Origin of the sequence: Albibacterium profundi (assembly GCF_042159835.1) — a bacterium.
GTDB lineage: Bacteria > Bacteroidota > Bacteroidia > Sphingobacteriales > Sphingobacteriaceae > Albibacterium > Albibacterium profundi.
On the sequence record NZ_JBBVGT010000002.1, the window covers coordinates 574973 to 597542 of the forward strand.

The following is a 22570-nucleotide window of genomic DNA, read 5'->3' on the forward strand; positions in this document are numbered from 1 at the left end:
TTTATTTTACCTGACCTTTTAGATGAAAGATTGTTTGTGATTCTTTCGTATTGGAAAGCATGGTGATGACTTTGTGTTGCATGCCCGGTTGATTACTGGTGTCAAAAACAACCTCAATCGTTGACTGCTCTCCAGGATTAATAGGTTCTTTTGGATAATTTGGTGTTGTACATCCACATGAAGCACGTACTGAACTTATAATTAAGGGTGTATTCCCGGTATTTGTGAATGTGTACTCATGCTTGACCTTTTGTCCCTCGTTTACAACGCCAAAATCATAGGTATCATTTTCAACTTCTACAACTGCAAACTCTGTGGCACTAGCCTCATCAGATTGAGTGTTTTCGGTTTCAGTACTTGCAGTATCTGCTGTTGTATTTGCACTGCTGTTACATGATACAGCAAGTACAGATATTACAAACGCTGCCAATATCGATTTTAGATAGTTCCTTCTCATAACCCTTTTAAATATTTGGTACTTCTTTACAAATATAAATTTATTCATTTAATCCTCGGCCATATTTCCGAATTCTTCCATTACTTTTAAGCTCACCCAGAATTTTATCAAGTATTCCGTTGATAAATGTATTGCTCTTAGGCGTACTAAAAAGCTTGGACATCTCTATATATTCGTTGATAGTAACTTTAACGGGAATTGAAGAAAAATTGAGTAATTCCGAAATAGCCAACTGCATGATCAGGGTATCCATCAACGCTATTCGATCCGCTTCCCAGTTCTTTGTCTTTTTCCCAATCATCTCGCTGTACTCTTCCGAATGACGAACGGTTAGCACAAATAAATCGATAATAAACTCCTTATCCTCATTCCAATTCGGCGTTAAATCGGCAAGCTTGTTTTCATAAGGATTATGTGAGACGAAATTCTTAAAAGTTTTGGCAACCAAAGCTTGTAATACTTCTTTATCAAGCTGCCAATTTATAAATTTCTCTTCGAAGGCTTGATCAACAATTGGAAGCTTAAGAATAATTTTCTTAAAAATATATTTGATGATATCCTTATCTTCTGATATGCTATGAGAATCTTGCGATAAATACGCTTGGTATTCATCCGAATCCCGCAGTTTATGAAATACCTGCCTTACAATTTCTGGGTCAAATGACCATGAGACATGATACTTTTTACTTTGATCGATAAACTTTTCGTTTTTACGAAGCGTATCGATAAACACATTGCCTTGTAAACGTAGGTTTGCATTAAGATCTTGTTCAGTCGGTAAAAACTTTCGAGACCGTTCGTCCGCGTCTATCACTGTATAATCAGCAATATCAACCAAAAGATTTAAAAGCCAGATATACATTTCATTTACCTGATCAATATTTTTCAATAAGGCCTTTTCAAACTTAGTGACGTTTTTGTCTTCGGATTGATAATATGCATAAAGAGTCTGCAAGACCTTAACGCGGAGATGTCTGCGATTTAACATTATAAAGAACGATTTTTTTGTGGAAATATAACCTTTTTACAGTCGCCTGTGATTATTAATAATTTTTATTGAATTTATCCTATCCTCTGCTATTCTATTAGCCGCTTGATGGGCAGAAATTTGCTCTAGCTTTGATTTTTGAATCACAGAACGTGTTGCTTCATAGATATTTTCTGCAAGCTCTAACGTCCTAGAGTTGGAATAACCAGCTAATTCCGAATAGCAACTAATCAACCCGCCCGCGTTAATCAAATAATCCGGTGCATACAAAATACCCCGTTCTAGAAGCATCCTACCATTCCTATCTTCATCTTTCAATTGGTTATTCGCGGATCCTGCAATAATTTTGCATTTTAACTTAGGAATCGTGTCGTCATTCAACGTTCCGCCCAATGCACAAGGAGCGTATACGTCGACATCCATATTATATATATTATTTGCTTGAACAACTTCTGCTCCATATTGGTTCGCAACATAGACCATTCTGTCTACCACAATATCGCTGACATACACTTTTGCATTTTCTCGTCTAAGCAAAGAAACTAGGTCAGCACCAACTTGGCCACTACCTTGTACTAAAATTGTCCGTCCAGCTAAACTATCATTACCAAACATCTCTTTAATACCGGCTTTAATACCATAGTAAACACTTTTGGCAGTAAATGGAGAAGAGTCACCGCTGCCTCCAACAGAAGCGGGCAAACCAGCAACATGGGGTGTCTCCATTTTGATAATCTCCATGTCTCGAGGGGTAGTGCCAATATCTAATGATGTTATATAGGTTCCATTCAACTCATTGACAAATTGACCAAAGCGTCTAAGTAGAGACTCACTTTTTATTATGGAATTGTTGCCAATTATTACAGCGTTTCCACCGCCTAGATTCACGCCGGTGATCGCCGACTTGTATGTCATGGCTTTTGACAATCTCAAGGAATCTTTAATAACTTCTTGTTCAGTTTTGTATTCTAGGATACGAGTACCTCCGATCGCGGGTCCCAAAGTGGTATCATGAATTGTGATAATAGCTTTAAGACCTATCTTTTCATCATTGCAAAACGCGATCTTTTGATGGTCGAATTGACTTAACAATTGAAAAATGTCGGTATTTGTTGTGCTCTCAGTACTCATTTTAACAAAGGTGATCCCTTGCGGTCAAAAGTAATAATTTTTATAGAATATTACGCTATAAATCAAGTATTAGGTATTTACCTAATGATTAAAGGATAATTCATATTTTTGTATTCTATGAAGTACCTATCATACCTGAACAAATACTTTTATAAGTATAAATGGAGGTTAATTCCCGGCGTATTATTTGTAATCGCTTCCAACTACTTCGGCATCTTACCAGCGCAGGTCATTCGCGTAGCGTTTGATCTTGTCAAAGAAAACATCAGCTTATATCAGATATTCGAGGGCTTCAATAGGCAGCAGGAAATTTATCAGATTTTTGGATACAGCTTATTATTATTTGGTGCCGCAGTCCTTATTCTAGCATTAATCAGAGGTCTATTTCTGTTTCTGATGAGACAAACAATTATCCTAACATCGCGGCACATTGAGTACGATTTAAAGAATGAAATCTATGCTCATTACCAAAAACTAGATATGGCGTTTTACAGACGCAACAATACTGGCGATTTAATGAACCGGGCAACGGAAGATGTCGGCCGTGTCCGTGGATACCTAGGACCTGCTGTGATGTATTCGATTAACACTGTTGTTCTCACCATTATGGTGATTATAGCAATGTTGCAAGTAAATAAAACACTTACATTTTACGCACTACTCCCTATTCCAATTCTTACGATCGTAATACTCTTCATTAATAAAATTATTAATATCCGAAGTGAAAATATCCAGAAACAACTTTCTGTATTATCGAATTTTGTTCAAGAAACATTTTCTGGCATCCGAGTAATTAAAAGTTATAATAGAGAAGAAAAAAAAGCGAGTGATTTTTTAGATGAAAGTAATACATATAAAGACGTCTCCATCTCTCTAGTCAAAGCACAGGCGATCTTCTTTCCTTTAATCCTGTTACTTGTTGGTTTGAGTACAATTTTAACCGTATATGTAGGGGGCCAAGAAGTGATAAAAGGGACTATTTCATCGGGAAACATTGCAGAATTTATTGTTTATGTTAACCAACTAACCTTCCCAGCAATGGCACTTGCCTGGGTAAACTCTCTTATCCAACGTGCAGCTGCTTCACAAAAACGGATCAATGAATTTTTAGAGACCAAACCGGATATCTATAACGAAAACGATGGGATAAGAAAAAAACTAGAAGGAAAAATAGCGTTCAAAAATGTAGTTTTTACCTATCCTGATACCGGGATTACCGCTTTGGACGATATATCTTTTAACGTGAACCAAGGTGAAATATTAGCAATCTTGGGTAAAACCGGCTCGGGAAAGTCTACCATCGCAGCATTGTTGATGCGGATGTATAACTTAAATGCTGGAAAAATAACAATAGACGACGTCGATATCACCGAATATAACTTACAGTATTATCGTGAGCAAATCGGCTATGTCCCTCAAGACGTCTTTCTTTTTTCCGACACGATTGCCAGGAACATTGCTTTCGGCCAGAACACCGAAGACGAGGAAAAAATTAAATGGGCTGCCCGATCAGCAGCCGTTTATGACAACATTATGAACTTCGATAAGGGTTTCCAGACAGCAATTGGCGAACGAGGAATAACATTGTCGGGTGGCCAAAAACAACGTATATCGATCGCCCGGGCGCTAGTCAAGGATCCAGAAATATTGATATTCGATGATTGCCTGTCAGCTGTAGACACAAAGACAGAAGAAGAAATTCTAAACCAGCTCGGCAAGATCATGCAAGGCAAGACGAGTATTCTTATCTCACACCGCGTATCAACCGTTAAAAACGCAGACAAGATCATCTTATTAGAGGCCGGAAAAATAGTTGAAAAAGGTAATCACGACCAGCTTATCGCACTCGGCGGAAAATATTTCGAATTATATGAAAAACAGAAATTGGATGAAGAAACCGTAGTAAATTAACGGAAACGAGTCTGTGTCCTATCCATTAAGCCCATCTGATCCTTCATTGTCTTGATCTGTTCTGCTAGAAGTTTATTTTTATCAGCTCGCTTTGCTTCCTGCAAAAACCTATTTGCTTCTCGCTTATTTCTTTTTGCCATCGCGATTCCAGCCAAACTCAAGAAGGCCATCGCGGTATTGTGGCTCATCTTAAGCCCTAGCGACAAGGCTCGTTTAAAATATTTTTCCGATTTAAGTGGTGCTGTTCTAGATTCTATTAAACCAATTAGCAGAAAATAATAACCATGTTGCCCACGGAAAAGTTGTCTCTCATAATTGGTGATTTTGCCTAACCAGAAAGCAGTTTTTTCCATATTCTCCTTCCGGAGATAAAACTGAGCAATCAGCATATTTTCGTTGAAGAAAAAAGTTACACCTACTATAATTGCTACAAATAACACTAAAATCCCCCAGCCCCAATGGCCGAATACGAACAAAGTCACAGACGCTCCCAATAAGGCAAAAGCAATTATCAAACGAATTATATTTGGCATTTTATCTATTTTTTCAAGTTAAGATTTTTATTATTTGCTACAAATATCGACTTATTTCATGGTTTTAACAAAAGTTCTTTTATAATGGAAATTCCTTTACTTTTATTAAAAAAATAAAAACTGATGGAAAAAAGCTGGGAAAAAGCAGTCGGCATAGAACTGCATAAGCCGTATATGAAAGAACTGAAAATATTTCTACAAAAGGAATATAAAACAAATCTTATTTTTCCACCCGCCAAACAGATTTTCCAAGCTTTTGACAAAACACCTTTTGATGAAATTAAAGTTGTTATTCTAGGTCAAGACCCCTATCATAGAAAGGGCCAGGCCCATGGACTTGCATTCTCAGTACAGAAGAACGTTCAAATACCTCCGTCGTTACGTAACATATATTTAGCGATTAAGAATGACTATCCTGACTTCATTACCCCACCGCATGGGAACCTTTCGTCTTGGGCAGAACAAGGAGTCCTGTTGCTCAATACGGTCCTAACCGTCAGAGAGGGCCAAGCTGGATCACATCATCATCGCGGGTGGGAACAATTTACGGATCGCATAATTCAAACTATTTCCGACAAAAAAGAGAAGGTTATTTTTCTTCTATGGGGAAGCCCGGCTAAGCGGAAAGAAATTTTAATTGATACAACAAAACACTATATATTAAAATCTGTCCATCCTTCGCCATTATCGGCTTACAGAGGTTTTTTGGATTGCCATCATTTTAAAAAATCAAATGAGATATTAAGTGAGAATGGCCAAGTGATAATCGACTGGCAAATACCGATTTAATACTCCATCGGAACAATTGGCTCCTTTTTACTTGTAGACATGATCATCATCGTGTGAAAAGTCTTGACGAAAGGAATCTTGGATATCTTTTCCATAATTAGTGTTTCATAAGCTTTGATATCCTTCACGTAGACTTTTAAAATAAAATCACATTGCCCCGTTACATGATGGCATTCTGTAACTTCTTCTATTTCTTTGATAGTAGCAACGAATTCGGGTATTGCATTATGAGTATGGAAATCCAACGATATTTGGATAAAGGATTTGATTCCTAAACCTAAAAGCTCCTCGTCCACCAAAGCATGATAACTCTTAATATAACCCGAGTTTTCTAGCTTCCGAACGCGTTCCAATGTAGGTGCGGGAGAAAGACCAATATGTGATGAAAGTTGCAGGTTCGTTATTCTCCCATTCTCCTGCAACAAACGTAAGATTTGTAAGTCAACTTTGTCGGGATGGTAAGGCATATCTCAATATTTTTTCGCTAATTTAAATAAAAAGCGATCACTCCGCCTACATAAATAGTCGTTTTCTTTAAACCTTTGTCTTCATGGCCAAAGCATACATTTTCATTTGCTTCACCATTGAAACTAATCCATTTGCGCGAGTCGGAGATAAATGTTCTTTTAAACCGATGTTATCGATAAAATATAAATCCGCTTCGACGATTTCATCCGGACTATGGTTTGACAATACTTTAACCATGAGGCTAACCAAACCCTTCGTAATGACGGCATCACTATCAGCCGTAAAAACAACTTTACCATCAACCAAATCAGCTTGTAACCAAACTTGGGACTGACAGCCTTTAATTAAATATTCGTTTCTTTTATAGACATCATCGATCAACGGCAATTCCTTTCCGAGCTGGATGATATATTCATATTTTGCCATCCAGTCTTCAAAAAAAGAAAAATCATCTATTAATTCGTCTTGAATATCATTTATTGTCATAACAGCTTTTTGATAGGCATTAAGAAAGCATCGTAATAGCACGTTTTACACCCGCCACCAATACATCGACTTCTTCTTTCGTATTATACAAACCAAATGATGCACGCACTGTTCCGGGAATATTGTACCTAGCCATTAATGGTTGTGTACAGTGGTGACCGGTACGAACAGCAATTCCAAGCTTGTCTAAGATAACTCCAATATCATACGGATGAATACCATCTACAACAAACGAAATCACACCTGACTTCTCTTTTGCCGTACCCACGATCTTTAATCCTTCAATAGATTCTAGTTGATCGGTTGCATACATCAAAAGCTCATGCTCATATTCGGCAATTTTCTCCAATCCAATCGAATTAATATAATCAACTGCAAAAGCTAAAGTTATACCGGCTTCAATATTCGGAGTGCCCGCTTCAAATTTAAAAGGCAGTTCGTTGTACGTCGTCTTTTCGAATGTCACATCCTTAATCATTTCTCCACCACCTTGATATGGAGGCATCTTGTTCAATAAGGCTTCTTTCCCATAAAGCACACCAACACCCGTGGGTCCGTACATCTTGTGACCGGAAAAAGCTAAGAAGTCAACATCCAGGTCTTGCACATCGACAGCAGTATGATGAACTGCCTGTGCGGCATCCAATAAAACAGGGATATTATATTGATGAGCTAATTCTATAATTTTCTTAACTGGATTAATCGTACCCAAGCTGTTAGATATATATGTGATAGACACCATCTTCACCCGGTCATTTAACATTCCACGATAGACCTCCATATCCAACTCTCCTGCGTCATTGACCGGAACCACTTTCAAGGTTGCTTTTCTATTTTCACAAAGCATTTGCCATGGAACGATATTAGAATGATGTTCCATTTCAGATATGATGATCTCATCTCCCTCATTAAGGAATGCATTACCATAGCTGGAAGCAACCAGATTAATACTATCGGTCGTTCCTTTCGTAATGATGATCTCGTGTTCATGCGCTGCGTTAATAAAGGCACGCAGTTTACGACGAGTAACCTCATACGCATCCGTAGCTATTTGACTCAAATGATGAACACCACGATGCACATTGCTATTCTGACTGGTATAATAATGATCTATAGCATCAATAACGGACTGTGGCTTCTGAGAGGAAGCACCATTATCTAAATAGACCAATGGCTTACCATTGACCATGCTTCTCAGTATAGGGAAATCGTTTCTAATACTATGGATATCGTATTCTGTCAAAATATTGGTTTTAGTGCTTCAAACCTTGTTCAACCAGATTATTTACATGATTTTTTACCGTTTCATTTTTGAAACGTTCTGTAACGTCAAAAGCAAATGCATGAACGAGCAAGGTTTTCGCTTGGTCCTCGCTTATTCCTCGAGCCTGTAGATAAAACTTAGCTTCATCATCAAACTGTCCGATTGTACATCCATGACTACACTTTACGTCATCTGCAAATATCTCTAACTGAGGTTTAGTATTAATAGTCGCATCTGGGTTCAACAGTAGATTATTGTTTTGTTGGAATGCATTCGTTTTCTGGGCGTCTTCGCGGACAAAAATCTTTCCATTAAAAACAGCTGTCGATTTATCTTGAAGGATATTCTTATACCACTCATAGCTCTCACAATTTGGCATCAAATGATCTACAACAGTATGATTATCTACCAACTGACTATCAGACAGCAGAGTTATACCATATAAATGACTTTCGACATCTGCATCAATCAAACGGACATTAATTGTATTCCGAACAAAAGAAGCACCGGGGAAAGTACAGTTATAGTTATTATACAAACTGTATTTCGATTGGATAATCTCTGTGTGGTTATTGTAATTCCCCACCGAGCCCGCTTGCTGTAAATAATAATGTTCTAACTTGGCGTTCTCATCAACGACAATTTCGCTTACAACATTACTAAACACCTTAGCCGAGTCTGTTTCATTAATAAATGTCTCAATAATTTCAGCTTCGGCACTCTTACCAAGAACGATTAAGTTACGCTCTTGAAAGAATGTTTGAGAATCAGCGGCAGCAACGTGAATAATATGAATAGGCTTCTGAACTACGTTCCCACCTACAATAGTAATAACAAAACCATCCTTCGCCAACGCCGTATTTAACGAAACAAACGGATTTTCGGCTTTATCAGCATGTCCAGCAAAGTGTTTTTTTACTAGGTCTTCTTCTGTGGCATCACCAAATGATGAAACAAAAACACCCGATTCATCGATCGTATCGGAGAGATCCTTGCGAAAAACACCATTAACCAAAACGATCTTATAGGCATCCAAGCCCTCAATAGCAGCTAGATCTAAAGCAACTGCTCTACCAGGCAAGTGACCGTCTACTTGATAAGATTCATTTAGCAGCGGTTGTATGTTTGTGTACTTCCATTCCTCAGCTTTAGACGAAGGAAAGCCAGTACTTTTAAATCGATCAAAAGCATCTTTACGTCTTTGTTCAAATGAAGCAGATGGAGAAATTAATCCATCGTGCGTATTGATCAGTTGTTGATATAAAGAGCTGGAAACTTGTGTAATCATTGTTTTCTAAATTGCATTTTAAGCACTAACATTCTCTTTAATCCAGTCGTACCCCTTCTCCTCTAGTTCTAGCGCTAACTCTTTCGTACCCGACCGTACAATTTTCCCATTGTATAGCACATGGACAAAATCAGGAACGATGTATTCTAAAAGTCTCTGATAGTGCGTAATCAGTACAAACGCATTATCCGGAGACCTCAATTGATTTACCCCATTAGCTACAATTTTCAAGGCATCAATATCTAAGCCTGAATCTGTTTCATCTAAAATAGCTAGTTTAGGTTGAAGCATAGCTAATTGGAAGATCTCATTTCTCTTTTTTTCTCCACCGGAAAACCCTTCATTAAGGGAACGATTCGTCAATTTTGCATCAAAATCAACTAGTTCCTGTTTTTCTTTAACTAATTTCAGGAATTCCTTTGCGGTCAGAGGAGGTAATCCCTTGTATTTACGAATTTCCGAAATAGCTGTTTTAAGAAAGTTTATATTTGAAACTCCTGGTATTTCAACTGGATATTGAAAAGCGAGGAACAATCCTTCGCTAGCACGTTCTTCCGGAGCAAGGTCTAACAAGTCTTTTCCATCAAACGTTACGTCACCTGCAGTCACTTCATATTCTGGTCTACCTGCCAGTACAGATGCCAATGTGCTCTTTCCCGAACCGTTTGGTCCCATAATCGCGTGCACTTCTCCTGGCTTTACCTGAAGATTTAATCCTTTTAATATCTGTTTATCTTCAATTGACGCCTGAAGGTTATTTATATCTAGCATTTTTTTAAATTTTATTTTATTGCTGTTTTATCAATTAATATTCTTGCCTGTTATAATCTATATTCCCAAACTAACCTACACTGCCTTCTAAGGATATTGCTAACAACTTTTGTGCTTCCACAGCAAACTCCATTGGCAATTGGTTAAGGACCTCTTTCGCATAACCATTAATAATCAAACCAACAGCTTGTTCTGAGTCAATTCCTCGTTGATTTAGATAGAACACCTGGTCTTCGCCAATTTTTGAGGTTGTTGCCTCATGCTCCAACATAGCCGAATTATTTTTAGTTTCAATATATGGGAAAGTATGAGCACCGCACTTATCGCCGATTAACATAGAATCACATTGAGTAAAATTACGAGCATTATCTGCTCCCTTTGCAATTTTCACCAATCCGCGATAACTGTTTTGACTAACCCCGGCAGAGATTCCTTTTGAAATAATACGACTGCGTGTATTTTTACCCAAGTGAATCATCTTGGTTCCCGTATCAGCTACTTGATGGTTCCGTGTTAAAGCCACCGAGTAAAATTCACCTACCGAACCATCGCCTTTCAAAATAACGCCAGGATATTTCCAAGTTATCGCTGAACCAGTCTCCACTTGCGTCCAAGAAATCTTACTACGATCCCCCTTGCAGATACCACGCTTAGTTACAAAGTTGTAAATTCCACCGTTCCCATCCTTATCACCTGGATACCAATTCTGAACTGTCGAATACTTAATCTCCGCATCTTCCATCGCAATCAACTCAACAACGGCTGCGTGCATCTGATTTTCGTCGCGCATCGGCGCAGTACATCCTTCTAAGTAACTAACATAGGATTTGTCATCGGCAACAATCAATGTTCTTTCAAACTGACCTGTATTAGCTGCATTGATCCTAAAATAGGTCGAAAGTTCCATTGGACAACGTACTCCTTTCGGAATATACACAAAGGAACCATCGGAAAAAACAGCTGCATTCAGAGCTGCATATACATTATCGGTAGAAGGCACAACCGTTCCTAAGTATTTTTTCACTAATTCAGGATGCTCCTGTACAGCTTCTCCAAAAGAACAAAAGATAACACCCTGCTCCTTTAATTTTTTCTGAAACGTCGTTTTAACTGACACCGAGTCAAATACCGCATCAACCGCAACAACTCCTGCCAAAACCTTCTGTTCATCAAGAGGAATACCTAATTTATTGAACGTATCTATTAGCTCAGGGTCTACTTCGTCCATGCTATTCAATTTAGGCTTCTCCTTTGGTGCGGCGTAGTACGACATGTCCTGAAAATCAACATCAGGATGTTTGAAATTCTGCCAAGTGGGTATCCCCATCTCCATGAAGTAGCGAAACGCTTTCAATCTCCATTCCAACAACCATTCAGGTTCGTTCTTCTTAGCAGAAATGAACCGGATCGTATCTTCTGTTAATCCCTTTGGAGCCACCTCCATTTCAATATCAGTGGTAAATCCGTATTTATATTCCTCGGTAGTTAATTCTTCTAATAACTCTTTTTCTGAACTCATATTATAGAATTTTGAGAAAACATTATTTCTCGTTTATCAGCGGTTTGGGTAAGCGCTCTGCCTAACAGCGCCGATTAGTTATTTTTTACGTTACAAAGGTACAATTTGATAACGAATTAAATAAACTAGCAGTCGTTTTTTACGGAATTGTGATAATCACCCTATCGCCTCGCATTGTGCGTCCGTCGACAAATGTAGCCTTATTATATGATATTAGCTTTGATTAATTCGGATTCCATCTGCTTCTGAAGAGCAAGTGCCTCCTCACGGGCCTTTTCTGCAAAATCCTTCCCGTCAGAAGCGTATATAATAGACCGTGTTGCATTAACCAACAAACCACAGTCTTCATTCATTCCATAATTACAGACATCTTCCAAACTTCCGCCTTGCGCGCCAACGCCAGGCACCAACAAAAAATGATTCGGTGCATGCTTCCGGATCGTCTTAAAAGCTTCACCACGTGTGGCACCAACTACATACATCAGATTCTTTTCCGTCCCCCACCCGTTGGTCTTCACAATTACTTTCTCAAACAACTGGTAGCCGTCCTGATCAAGTGTGTTTTGAAAATCAGCACTTCCTTGATTCGATGTAAGCGCCAGTACAATCGCCCATTTATTATCAAATTCGAGGAAAGGTTTAACGGAATCTTCACCCATGTAAGGAGCCACGGTGATCGAATCAAACCCTAAACCACCTTGCTCTTCATCGAAAAAAGCACGTGCGTACATAGATGCCGTATTGCCGATATCGCCCCTTTTTGCATCTGCAATCGTAAAGCAATTACTCGGGATTAATGACCAAGTCTTCTGCAAACTATTCCAACCTTCTGCGCCTCTATATTCATAAAAAGCAATATTAGGTTTGTACGCGACACAAAGATCGGAAGTAGCTTCAATAATTCGCTTATTAAACTCATATACTGGATCTTCATAATCCAGAAGAAATTCAGGGATCTTGGCAATGTCTGTATCTAATCCCACACAAAGAAAAGAACGTTTCGTTTTAATCTCGTGAATCAGTTCTGCTCGAGTCATATAAAATATCGGTATAAATTTTGATGCAAAACTATTAAAATTGAAGTGCTAAGGCGATTATTTTCACTTTTTTTTTGATATTCCAATTCTTATGCATAGAATTGTGCCGTAATCTCAAAATTACTCAGAGTCGAGAAATAATCATAATTATCTTAGCGCTTAGAAAAAAATATTTCAAAACAGGTCTATTAAGAGAAATAGAAACTGCTTTAAACAGCAATAATCCGATTTATTTATAATAATTATTTGATGGATATTAATGAATTGAACGCGAAGCTTGTGTCTGAGCTACGCGAAATCGCCAAAACAATTGGTATAAAAGAAGCCGACAAACTACGAAAGCAAGAGCTTATCAAAAAAATTGTTGAGAGCGGAAAGGAAAACTCAGATGAAGAGGTGGATCAATCAACTGATCCGCAACCAGTGAAAACTCGTACACGTAAAAAAACAGACAACCCTGGAGTACCTTCACCACAAATTTCAGCATTCCCCGTTCAAGGAGGAACAAAGGACGACGATAATGCAAATGAGAAACCTAGAAGAAGGACACGTTTAGTTAAAACAGCACAACCGGTAAAAGACGCGCAAGGAGAGAAAGGATCAAACCCTAACTTAAGCAGTCGCCCGTCGGAAACACAGTCGAGTCCATCTCATCACAACGATGACAAACAACAACCGGTTGAAAGAACTGAAAGGAAACATTCCAATCCGAATAAAAACGAAAGCTCACAAAGTGGGAGCAGTTCGGTATCAGCATTAGATTTTGATAATGTGATCGCTAACGAAGGGGTATTGGAGATCATGCCCGACGGCTACGGTTTTCTTCGCTCATCTGATTACAACTACCTTACCTCACCAGATGATATATACGTTTCACAGTCGCAAATAAAACTTTTTGGACTTAAAACCGGCGACACCGTTCGAGGAAGTATCCGTCCACCAAAAGAAGGTGAAAAGTACTTTCCACTTGTACGTGTAGAGTCGATAAATGGACAAAACCCCGCGGAAGTTCGTGATCGTGTTCCTTTCGACTACCTTACACCTCTGTTTCCGACCGAACGCTTTAAACTGTTTAATGGCGCTAACAACTATTCGACAAGAATAATTGACCTATTCACACCTATAGGTAAGGGTCAGCGGGGCTTGATCGTCGCACAACCCAAAACAGGTAAAACAATGCTACTTAAGGATGTAGCAAACGCGATCGCCAAGAACCACCCCGAAGCATACCTAATTATCCTCTTAATCGATGAACGGCCTGAAGAGGTTACCGATATGGCTAGAAGCGTCCGCGCTGAAGTTGTCGCTTCTACATTTGACGAGCCCGCAGAACGCCACGTTAAAATAGCCAATATCGTACTCGAAAAGGCAAAACGAATGGTGGAATGTGGACACGATGTCGTGATCTTATTAGATTCCATTACCAGACTTGCACGTGCTTATAACACTGTTGCACCTGCATCTGGTAAAATCCTATCAGGGGGGGTTGATGCCAATGCGCTACACAAACCTAAACGTTTTTTTGGCGCAGCACGTAATATTGAGCACGGCGGTTCCTTAACCATACTTGCAACCGCGTTAATTGATACCGGGTCCAAAATGGACGAAGTGATTTTCGAAGAATTTAAAGGTACTGGTAACATGGAGCTTCAATTAGACCGGAAACTTTCTAATAAACGCGTGTTCCCTGCTATTGATCTAACGGCCTCAAGTACAAGACGAGATGATTTACTTCACGACAAGGAAACCATTCAGCGAATTTGGGTATTACGAAACCACTTAGCTGATATGAACTCCAATGAATCGATGGAATTCCTTCTTCAGCAGCTTAGAGGCACACGTGATAACGAAGAGTTCCTCATTAGTATGAATCGTTAAATTTAATCAGCATGTTGCTTTCCCTTCCGAATGTAATTACCTGCTTAAATCTTTTTAGCGGGTGCGTCGGGATTGTATTTGCATTTAACGGAGATCTAAAGAGCGCTGGCTATGCAATTTTATTATCAGCGTTCTTTGATTTTTTCGATGGCTTGGCAGCACGCGCGCTAAGGATCAGTTCAAACTTAGGGAAAGAACTCGATTCTTTAGCAGACGTGATCAGTTTCGGCTTTTTACCTTCTGTTATCATCTATCAGTTAATCGGAACGTCAACCGGCCTGATTGAACAACTTCCATGGCTTCAATACGCCGCCTTCGTGTTGACGATCTTTTCTGCTCTGCGATTAGCCAAATTCAATATCGATACGCGACAAAGCGACAGCTTTATTGGGCTTCCTGTTCCGTCATCAGCACTCGTCGTACTATCAATACCATACTTAGTTGAACAGCCCGGTTTTATCGGCGATATATTCCAATCTACACTGAGTTTGCTAATTTTAATTGGCATTTTGAGCCTTTTGATGATTTCTGAGTTGCCCTTAATCGCTCTGAAGTTCAAGAGCCTTGATGTCAAACAAAATATTTACCAGTATGCGCTTATCATTATTGGAATTATTTTATTTGTGTTATTCAAATTTGCCGCAGTCGGACTTATTATCGTAACCTACATTCTACTATCAATACTGAAGCTTAGTTTGAATCGGTAAGACTATCTAATCCACTAAGCCGTCGCACCTCAAGCGGATCGTTCAATTCGTCTAAAAGCTCTTGGATTGTTTTTTTTAAAACCGGGTGCATGAGCGCTAATGTCAACTCGGAAAGTGGAAGTAAAGTAAATTTTCGCTTATGCAATAAAGGATGTGGTATCGTCAAGAACTCCTCTTCAATCACGAAGTCGTTATAAAAAAGTATATCAATATCGATCAGTCTGGATCCCCACTTTTTCAACCGTGTTCTTCCCAGGCGACTCTCTATTTCATGTATTTTTGCCAATAAAAGCTGTGGTTTCAATTCCGTTTCAATTAAAAGAACCTGATTAAGATAAGAGGGTTCGTCTTCCATACCCCAAGCAGCTGTTTCGTAAATGGAGGACCTTTCGATTATAACCCCCACATGTTCTTCAATTTCGGCAGCTGCTTTTCGTAACTGCTCGTGTCGCGCCCCTAAATTTACACCAAGCAACAGATAAACGATATTCATATGACAAAATTATTAAATTCTAGGATTAATAATGCAACCATAAAACCATAAGGTCATTCCTTTAGTAAAATTTGAGTAAGTGTAACATAATGCCTTTGAAAACATCTAAGGGTAAATTGCGTTGAATAGAACAGACAAGAAAAATAAACACGAATGAAATCATTTTTTAAATCGGTGCTGGCCACCATTGTAGGAATCATCCTATCATTCTTTGTGATAGTCATTATCACCTTTGGTATCATGGGAGCCTGGATGAGTAGCTTATCCGATAAGACGGTCGAAATATCAGACAATACCGTATTACACATCTCTTTGAATTATCCTATTGAAGAACGAACTAACAAGAACAACTTCCAATCCTATAGCTTTTCGGATATGTTCTCAGAGAATATTGGATTAAATGATATTCTCAGTCGGATTGAATCAGCTAAAGAAGACGACAAGATAAAGGGGATCTATTTAGATATGAGCATGATGGGAGCAAGTTTTGCTACTCTTCAGGAGATTCGTAACGCATTGATCGATTTTAAATCCTCTGGTAAGTTCATTCTTTCTTATAGTGAATACTACTCTCAAGGCACCTACTATCTTGCTTCAACCGCAGACAAGGTATATTTAAACCCTGAGGGAATTATCGATTTTAGTGGTCTTTCAAGCCAATCTGTATTTTTCAAGCATACACTGGAAAAGCTAGGCATTGAAGCTCAAATCATCAAGGTGGGAACCTATAAGAGTGCTGTTGAACCCTTTGTTCTTGACAAAATGAGTGCGGCAAACCGCGAACAAGTAAGCTCCTTTTTAGGGTCAATCTACAGCAATTATCTCGATGAAATAGCCGCTAGTCGTAACGTCCCTGCCGATTCACTCTTTCAGATCGCCAACGAGCTAAAGGTTGAAACTGCGGAAGATGCAGTAAACTACGGCTTAGTTGATGCTACCAAGTATAAAGACGAAGTCTTGGCTGAGCTAAGAAGCTATTTGGACCTGGATGATGATGATAAAGTTAAGTCTGTAAGTATCGAAAAATATGTAGTGAACAACCCTAATCAATCAAGCTCAAGCAGAGACCGAATTGCAGTAATATACGCAGTTGGAAACATTGTTTCGGGCGAAGGTAGCGACCAGCAGATTGGCTCTGAAAAAATTTCAAGAGCAATACGGACCGTACGTAAAGATGATAAAGTTAAGGCTGTTGTTTTACGTGTAAACTCACCCGGCGGAAGCGCTTTAGCTTCTGATGTCATCTGGCGCGAAGTGAAACTTACGAAAGAAGTAAAACCGATTATTGTTTCAATGGGAGATTTAGCTGCATCCGGCGGATACTACATCTCAGCTGCTGCAGATTCCATTTTCGCACAACCAAATACCATTACAGGATCAATCGGAGTATTTGGTATCATCCCTAACATGCAAGGATTCTTTAACGACAAATTAGGTATAACATTCGATGTCGTTAAAACTGGAGAATTTGCCGACCTAGGGTCAATTAACAGACCTTTAACGGCACAAGAAGAAGCTATCATTCAACGGAGCGTCAACAAAATATACGACACATTTACGAAAAAGGTGGCTGATGGCCGTGACAAATCGCAAAGCTATATCGACAGTATCGGTCAAGGACGAGTGTGGACTGGGTCGCAGGCCCTAGAGATGGGTTTGGTTGATAAGCTAGGTGGTATTGAAGATGCAATAACAGCAGCAGCTAGCAAAGCCAATATCGAAGAGTATAAGATAGTTACCTATCCAGCTATCTCGGATCCATTTGAAGCGTTGTTAGGTAATAGTAAAGACAGAATCAGTCAATGGTTCCTAAAGAAAGAATTAGGTGTCGCTTACCCTGTTTATCAACAGAGTAAAGAAATGCTCGAGCAAACAGGTATCCAAGCACGACTACCATATACAATTACAATAAAATAACAGCATATGGACAATAAGGTGATTACACGCGAATTCAAATTACTTGCCAAATTATTGGAATTTCACGGCGAAAACCCTTTTAAAGTTAAGGCGATTAATAACGCGGCTTCGACCCTAAGCAAATTACCTTTTACCATCGCGTCTAAGAACCAGGAAGAACTTAGCCAAATACCTGGTATTGGAAAAAGCACTGCGACCAAAATAATAGAGATTCTCGAAAAGGGCAGCATGTCCGAGCTTAATGAACTTATTCAACAAACACCTCCGGGTATCATTCCTTTATTGAAAATTAAAGGAATCAGTCCTAAAAAAATGTCGACTATCTGGAAAGAACTCGGCATTGACAACGAGGCTGAACTTTGGTACGCTTGTAAAGAGGATAAAATATCTAAGCTCAAAGGCTTTGGAGCTAAGACTCAAGCCGAACTACAAAATGTACTGGAATATGCGTTGGAAAATCAAGGCAATTTCCGCTTTGCCGATGCAGAGAAAATCGCAGAAGAATTACTTTCTAAACTTCGAACTGTTTTAAGTACTGACACACAGTTTGGATTGACAGGTGATATACGTCGATACAATGAATTGATCAAGTGTATCGATATATTAGTAGCCTTGGCACCTGATTCCTTAGAATCACATTTGCAAGCCACAGGTGTACTTGACAACATGCTGAAGAAAGATGAAACCATTCATTGTCAACATGCTTCTGGCATCGAAGTGATTTTTCATTATTGTCCACCCGATGTTTTTAGCACTAGGTTATTGGAAACAACCGGCAACAATGATCATATCAAACTACTAAAGAGCAATTTCCCTCAGGGAGAAATTCCGTTATTAAACACCGAAGAAGAGATATACGGTGCGGCCAACATGGATTTTATTGCTCCAGAAATGCGAGAAGGCCTCAATGAAATTGACCTTGCTCTATCACATTCGCTACCTAACTTAGTGGAATTTGCTAATATCAAGGGCGCTCTTCACAATCATAGCCTATGGAGTGACGGTGTTTTTTCGGTCGAAGACATGGCACTTTACTGTCGAGACAATTTAGGGTTACAATATTTCGGCATCTCTGACCACTCGAAAACAGCGGTTTACGCAAATGGCTTAAGTATTGATCGCGTTCAAGCACAATGGAGAGAAGTTGATATCTTAAACGAAAAATTGGCACCTTTTCATATTTTTAAAGGGATCGAATCAGACATTCTCTCAAACGGTTCATTGGATTATCCAGATGAAATATTAGCCGGATTCGATTTCGTAGTCGCTTCCATCCATTCGCAATTATCCATGGATGAGAAAAAAGCTACGACACGACTTATTAAAGCCATTGAAAACCCTTATACAACATTTCTCGGACACCCCACCGGACGACAATTATTGGTGAGAAAAGGCTATTCAATCGATCACAAAAAAGTTATCGACGCATGCGCGGCCAATGGTGTGATCATTGAAATCAATGCAAATCCATTACGTTTAGATATCGACTGGCGCTGGATTTCTTATTGCCTAGAAAAGGGCGTCATGCTTTCTATTAATCCAGATGCACATCATGTTGACGAGCTTGTTTATATGAAATATGGCATTAATGTGGCTCGAAAAGGTGGTCTTACAGCAGAACACTGCTTCAACTGTTTAGGCCAAAAAGAAGTTACAGATTACTTCGCTGCTCGGAAAGCAAATATTAATCCTTAAATTTGGGCATGATCAGTGATTCAGCAAACCGCATATTTGAAGCAGCAATAAAGGACTACCATGTCCATGACGAGATAGATTTTCCCATCCAAAATCCGTATCCGCCAGAAAGGATTGAACATTTACTGTATTTAAAATGCTGGATAGATACTATGCAATGGCATATGGAGGATGAAATTCGTGACCCGAATATCAATTCGGACGAGGCGCTTAAATGGAAGCGGAGAATCGACAAATCCAACCAAGATCGTACAGATACAGTCGAATACATAGACAGTTACTTTTTGGATAAATATAAGGACATCACGCCTAAAGCTGACGCTACGGTTAATACCGAAAGCCCGGCATGGGCAATCGACCGTCTGTCTATCTTAGCATTAAAGATCTATCATATGCGGCTTGAAACCCTTAGAGACGATGCAGACCCAGAACATAAAGAAGCCTGTCAGGTAAAATTAGATGTGCTAATCGAGCAACAAAAAGACCTTTCGGAGAGTATTGATGAATTACTAAAGAACATCGAAGAGGGTAAAAAGATAATGAAGGTGTATAAACAGATGAAAATGTATAACGACCCTAATCTTAACCCAGTATTGTATTCATCAAAACAATAAGCGATGAAATCCGAAAGATGTCTCCTCGTTTTTCGTTTCTCCGCTATGGGGGACGTGGCAATGAGCGCGTCGGTTATAAAAGAATTTCTTCAGCAGAACGCTGGCATGACGGTGATTATGGTCAGTCGGCACACCTTCAAACCTTTTTTTGATGATATCAATGGCGTGAAATTTCACAGTCTCCGCTCTAATGATAAACATAAAGGCCTTGCAGGTTTATTTTACCTTTACAAGGAGCTAAAAAAATATAGGCCAATCGCCATTGCCGATCTGCACAATAACCTTCGCAGCAACATTCTTTCTTTCTATTTTAAAGCTTTTCATGGAATACGAAGCATTAAAATCGATAAAGGAAGAACGGAGAAAAAGCGACTAACTCGTAGAGACAACAAAATAAATAAACAGCTTAAGTCTACTACTGAACGCTACGCCGACGTATTTAGGCAACTTGGTTTTTCGCTTAACTTGAGTCATAAATTAATAAGGAACGTTGCTACCATTGAGGGTTCATTAAAAGGATACGTTCGACATAATAAGGCTGTCATCGGCATTTCGCCTTTTGCTAAGCACCGCGAGAAAGTGTACCCACTCAATAAAATGGAGAACATAATTGCCGAGCTAAACCAACTTAACTATCGCCTGTTAATATTTGGTGGCGGCACCGAGGAACGCATCCAGGCAGCAATCTGGGAAGAAAAATTTGAGAATGTCACCAGCCTAATCGGTAAAACTACACTAGATGAAGAATTACAACTGATTGGCAAACTGGATTTGATGCTTAGCATGGACTCATCCGGAATGCACATGGCGTCGCTAATGGGGACACCAGTTGTATCTATCTGGGGCGCTACTCATCCCCACGCCGGCTTTTTAGGCTATGGCCAAGATTTAAAAGATTGTATCCAAATTGATCTCCACTGTAGGCCATGCTCTGTTTTTGGAAACAAAACATGTTATCGAGGTGATTTTGCTTGCATGAACGGTATCGATTCAGGCATGATAGTTGAACACATTATTGAAAAGATCAATAATGGGAAAACATCTTTTTCTGATTCGACACGCTGAATCCAGCCATCCTTCGGGAGTGAAAGACTTCGATAGGCCATTGAATGAAACGGGTTACGAAGAAGCCAATAAGATGAGCAATAAGCTTCGCTATTACGACATCCAGCCTGAACTATTCATTAGCAGCCCTGCGAAACGGGCATTGAATACAGCCATGATTTTTGCGGAGACCTTCCATATACCGGTTGGTCAAATCCAACCGGAAAACATGATCTACGAAGCATCAATTGAAACACTCCTTGCGATTACTAACCATTTACCAAAACAATATGATCATGTTGCTTTGTTTGGACACAATCCTGGGCTTACCAATTTTGCAGAATACCTTACCGACGAATATTTAGGGAACATTCCAACGGCGGGGATCGTGCATATCTCGTTCACCGAAGAACAATGGAATCATATTAGTATCGGAACTGGAACGCTTACATGGCGCGTGACACCTAAATCGTAATACGATACATTTTACCCGGAGTGGTAATAACCAATCCCTTCATTTCCAATTCCAGCAAAATAATTGGTAATTTACTGGCTGGGATATTTGAACGATTCAGAATTCCATCTATACTTATCTGTCCACCTTCCTTGACAATATCGAAAACAGTTTGCTCGGTGCCTGTTAACCGAACCTGAACGGTCTCTTTATTCTGCTCTATATTTTCTTTACAAGGCTGCCAATCCATGACATAACCTAGGTCGTCTGCACTAGTTATCAGATGTGCACGGTGGCTCTTGATCAACATGTTGCAGCCTGCCGAATATTCATTCCCTATATTACCCGGAAACGCGCATACATCGCGATCGTAACTATTCGCAAGTTCCGCGGTAATTAATGCTCCGCCACGAATCGCAGCTTCCACAACAATGGTGACATCGGCCAAGCCCGCTACAATCCGATTCCTTTTAGGAAAATGCTTGGGATCAGCAGGAGTATCTGACGGAAACTCAGAAAGCAGTCCACCGTTATCTAGCATTTTGACGGCAACGTTGCGATGAACCGCTGGATATATAGTATCTAAGCCATGTCCTAAGACCCCCACTGTCGGTATTCCAAATTCCAGACTCGCTTTGTGAGCATACACATCGATACCGTAAGCCAAACCGCTAACAACTAGCACATTGTAGTCACTAAGGTTTTCAATGAGACGTTCACATAACATTTTCCCATAAGCGGTCGCTTTGCGGCTACCGACAATACTAACTATCCTCGTTGAGTCTAAATCTGCGTTACCTCGATAATAAAACACCATAGGTGCATCAGCACATTCTCGCAATCTCCGAGGGTAAGCACGGTCCGAATAAGTAACAATTTTTATTTGATGCTTTTCGGCAAAGAGCAGTTCCTTCTCCGCCCTTCGATAAGCATCTGATTTACCCGTAAGAATATTCGAAGATAAGACTTTTCCTATGCCACTTATTTGTTGTAACTCGTCTTGAGAAGCGTCTATAACCGCTTTGGGTGAACCAAAATAATCAATTAAATTTCGTTGAGTGACTGAACCTACACCTGCTATAAAACTAAGTGCCAGCGCGTCAATCTCAGAAGATTCAGCTTGCAT

Annotated in this window: 22 protein-coding genes; 9 read left to right on the forward strand and 13 right to left on the reverse strand. The window is 39.5% G+C overall.

Features of this window, described 5'->3' with window-relative positions:
- Position 1: 1 nt before the first annotated feature.
- Genes WKR92_RS03905 through WKR92_RS03915 form a run of 3 tightly spaced genes read right to left on the reverse strand, consistent with a single transcriptional unit; the run spans position 2 to position 2576 of the window.
- On the reverse strand, positions 2-457 hold the full coding sequence (locus WKR92_RS03905; protein WP_375556523.1) for a DUF1573 domain-containing protein: 456 nt from the start codon (positions 455-457) through the stop codon (positions 2-4).
- 40 nt (positions 458-497) lie between these two features.
- The gene (gene nusB, locus WKR92_RS03910; protein WP_375556524.1) at positions 498-1445 is read right to left on the reverse strand and encodes a transcription antitermination factor NusB; all 948 of its coding nucleotides are present in this window, start codon (positions 1443-1445) and stop codon (positions 498-500) included.
- A gap of 36 nt (positions 1446-1481) precedes the next feature.
- Complete coding sequence (locus WKR92_RS03915) at positions 1482-2576, reverse strand: Glu/Leu/Phe/Val family dehydrogenase (protein ID WP_375556525.1); 1095 nt, start codon at positions 2574-2576, stop codon at positions 1482-1484.
- 117 nt (positions 2577-2693) lie between these two features.
- Between WKR92_RS03915 and WKR92_RS03920 the strand changes: the two genes are divergently transcribed.
- Entirely contained in the window at positions 2694-4487 is a 1794-nt protein-coding gene (locus WKR92_RS03920; RefSeq protein ID WP_375556526.1) for an ABC transporter ATP-binding protein, read from the forward strand.
- Here the strand turns inward: WKR92_RS03920 and WKR92_RS03925 are convergent.
- Positions 4484-5020, reverse strand: coding sequence for a DUF2892 domain-containing protein (locus WKR92_RS03925; protein WP_375556527.1), 537 nt, complete (start codon positions 5018-5020; stop codon positions 4484-4486). The genes WKR92_RS03920 and WKR92_RS03925 overlap by 4 nt on opposite strands.
- Before the next feature lie 123 nt (positions 5021-5143).
- Between WKR92_RS03925 and ung the strand changes: the two genes are divergently transcribed.
- Positions 5144-5809 (forward strand): uracil-DNA glycosylase, encoded by a 666-nt coding sequence (gene ung / locus WKR92_RS03930; RefSeq protein WP_375556528.1) that lies wholly within the window; start codon positions 5144-5146, stop codon positions 5807-5809.
- Here ung and WKR92_RS03935 read toward each other — a convergent pair.
- The 7 genes from WKR92_RS03935 to pyrF form a co-directional block, all read right to left on the reverse strand.
- The gene (locus tag WKR92_RS03935; RefSeq protein WP_375556529.1) at positions 5806-6276 is read right to left on the reverse strand and encodes an Lrp/AsnC family transcriptional regulator; all 471 of its coding nucleotides are present in this window, start codon (positions 6274-6276) and stop codon (positions 5806-5808) included. The genes ung and WKR92_RS03935 overlap by 4 nt on opposite strands.
- A 67-nt stretch (positions 6277-6343) precedes the next feature.
- Positions 6344-6763 (reverse strand): SufE family protein, encoded by a 420-nt coding sequence (locus WKR92_RS03940; RefSeq protein ID WP_375556530.1) that lies wholly within the window; start codon positions 6761-6763, stop codon positions 6344-6346.
- 19 nt (positions 6764-6782) lie between these two features.
- A complete protein-coding gene (locus WKR92_RS03945) occupies positions 6783-8006 on the reverse strand; it encodes an aminotransferase class V-fold PLP-dependent enzyme (RefSeq protein ID WP_375556531.1) in 1224 nt (407 codons plus the stop codon).
- 10 nt (positions 8007-8016) lie between these two features.
- Positions 8017-9315: a Fe-S cluster assembly protein SufD gene (gene sufD, locus WKR92_RS03950; RefSeq protein ID WP_375556532.1), complete on the reverse strand. Its 1299-nt coding sequence runs from the start codon at positions 9313-9315 to the stop codon at positions 8017-8019.
- 18 nt (positions 9316-9333) lie between these two features.
- A complete protein-coding gene (sufC, locus tag WKR92_RS03955) occupies positions 9334-10086 on the reverse strand; it encodes a Fe-S cluster assembly ATPase SufC (protein ID WP_375556533.1) in 753 nt (250 codons plus the stop codon).
- A gap of 70 nt (positions 10087-10156) precedes the next feature.
- On the reverse strand, positions 10157-11605 hold the full coding sequence (gene sufB, locus WKR92_RS03960) for a Fe-S cluster assembly protein SufB (RefSeq protein ID WP_375556534.1): 1449 nt from the start codon (positions 11603-11605) through the stop codon (positions 10157-10159).
- A gap of 203 nt (positions 11606-11808) precedes the next feature.
- Positions 11809-12642: an orotidine-5'-phosphate decarboxylase gene (pyrF, locus tag WKR92_RS03965; RefSeq protein ID WP_375556535.1), complete on the reverse strand. Its 834-nt coding sequence runs from the start codon at positions 12640-12642 to the stop codon at positions 11809-11811.
- 249 nt (positions 12643-12891) lie between these two features.
- On the opposite strand from pyrF, the gene rho reads away from it, so the two are divergent.
- Positions 12892-14520, forward strand: a complete 1629-nt coding sequence (gene rho, locus WKR92_RS03970; protein WP_375556536.1) for a transcription termination factor Rho — start codon at positions 12892-12894, stop codon at positions 14518-14520.
- An 11-nt stretch (positions 14521-14531) separates the two neighbouring features.
- Positions 14532-15227, forward strand: a complete 696-nt coding sequence (gene pssA, locus WKR92_RS03975; protein ID WP_375556537.1) for a CDP-diacylglycerol--serine O-phosphatidyltransferase — start codon at positions 14532-14534, stop codon at positions 15225-15227.
- Here the strand turns inward: pssA and folK are convergent.
- On the reverse strand, positions 15211-15720 hold the full coding sequence (folK, locus tag WKR92_RS03980) for a 2-amino-4-hydroxy-6-hydroxymethyldihydropteridine diphosphokinase (protein ID WP_375556538.1): 510 nt from the start codon (positions 15718-15720) through the stop codon (positions 15211-15213). The genes pssA and folK overlap by 17 nt on opposite strands.
- 153 nt (positions 15721-15873) lie before the next feature.
- Between folK and sppA the strand changes: the two genes are divergently transcribed.
- From sppA to WKR92_RS04005, 5 genes are read left to right on the forward strand one after another with little or no spacing between them, the layout of a single operon-like run.
- Positions 15874-17637 (forward strand): signal peptide peptidase SppA, encoded by a 1764-nt coding sequence (gene sppA, locus WKR92_RS03985; RefSeq protein ID WP_375556539.1) that lies wholly within the window; start codon positions 15874-15876, stop codon positions 17635-17637.
- Positions 17638-17643: 6 nt separating this feature from the next.
- Entirely contained in the window at positions 17644-19332 is a 1689-nt protein-coding gene (locus tag WKR92_RS03990) for a helix-hairpin-helix domain-containing protein (protein ID WP_375556540.1), read from the forward strand.
- A gap of 8 nt (positions 19333-19340) precedes the next feature.
- Positions 19341-19946, forward strand: a complete 606-nt coding sequence (locus tag WKR92_RS03995; protein ID WP_375556541.1) for a DUF4254 domain-containing protein — start codon at positions 19341-19343, stop codon at positions 19944-19946.
- A 3-nt stretch (positions 19947-19949) separates the two neighbouring features.
- Positions 19950-21011, forward strand: a complete 1062-nt coding sequence (locus WKR92_RS04000; protein ID WP_375556542.1) for a glycosyltransferase family 9 protein — start codon at positions 19950-19952, stop codon at positions 21009-21011.
- Positions 20977-21465, forward strand: coding sequence for a SixA phosphatase family protein (locus WKR92_RS04005; RefSeq protein ID WP_375556543.1), 489 nt, complete (start codon positions 20977-20979; stop codon positions 21463-21465). Before WKR92_RS04000 ends, WKR92_RS04005 begins: the two co-directional genes overlap by 35 nt.
- Here WKR92_RS04005 and dprA read toward each other — a convergent pair.
- Positions 21455-22570 carry a DNA-processing protein DprA gene (gene dprA / locus WKR92_RS04010; protein ID WP_375556544.1) on the reverse strand — a complete coding sequence of 372 codons (1116 nt, stop codon included), beginning with the start codon at positions 22568-22570 and terminating at the stop codon, positions 21455-21457. The two genes, WKR92_RS04005 and dprA, sit on opposite strands and share 11 nt — an antisense overlap.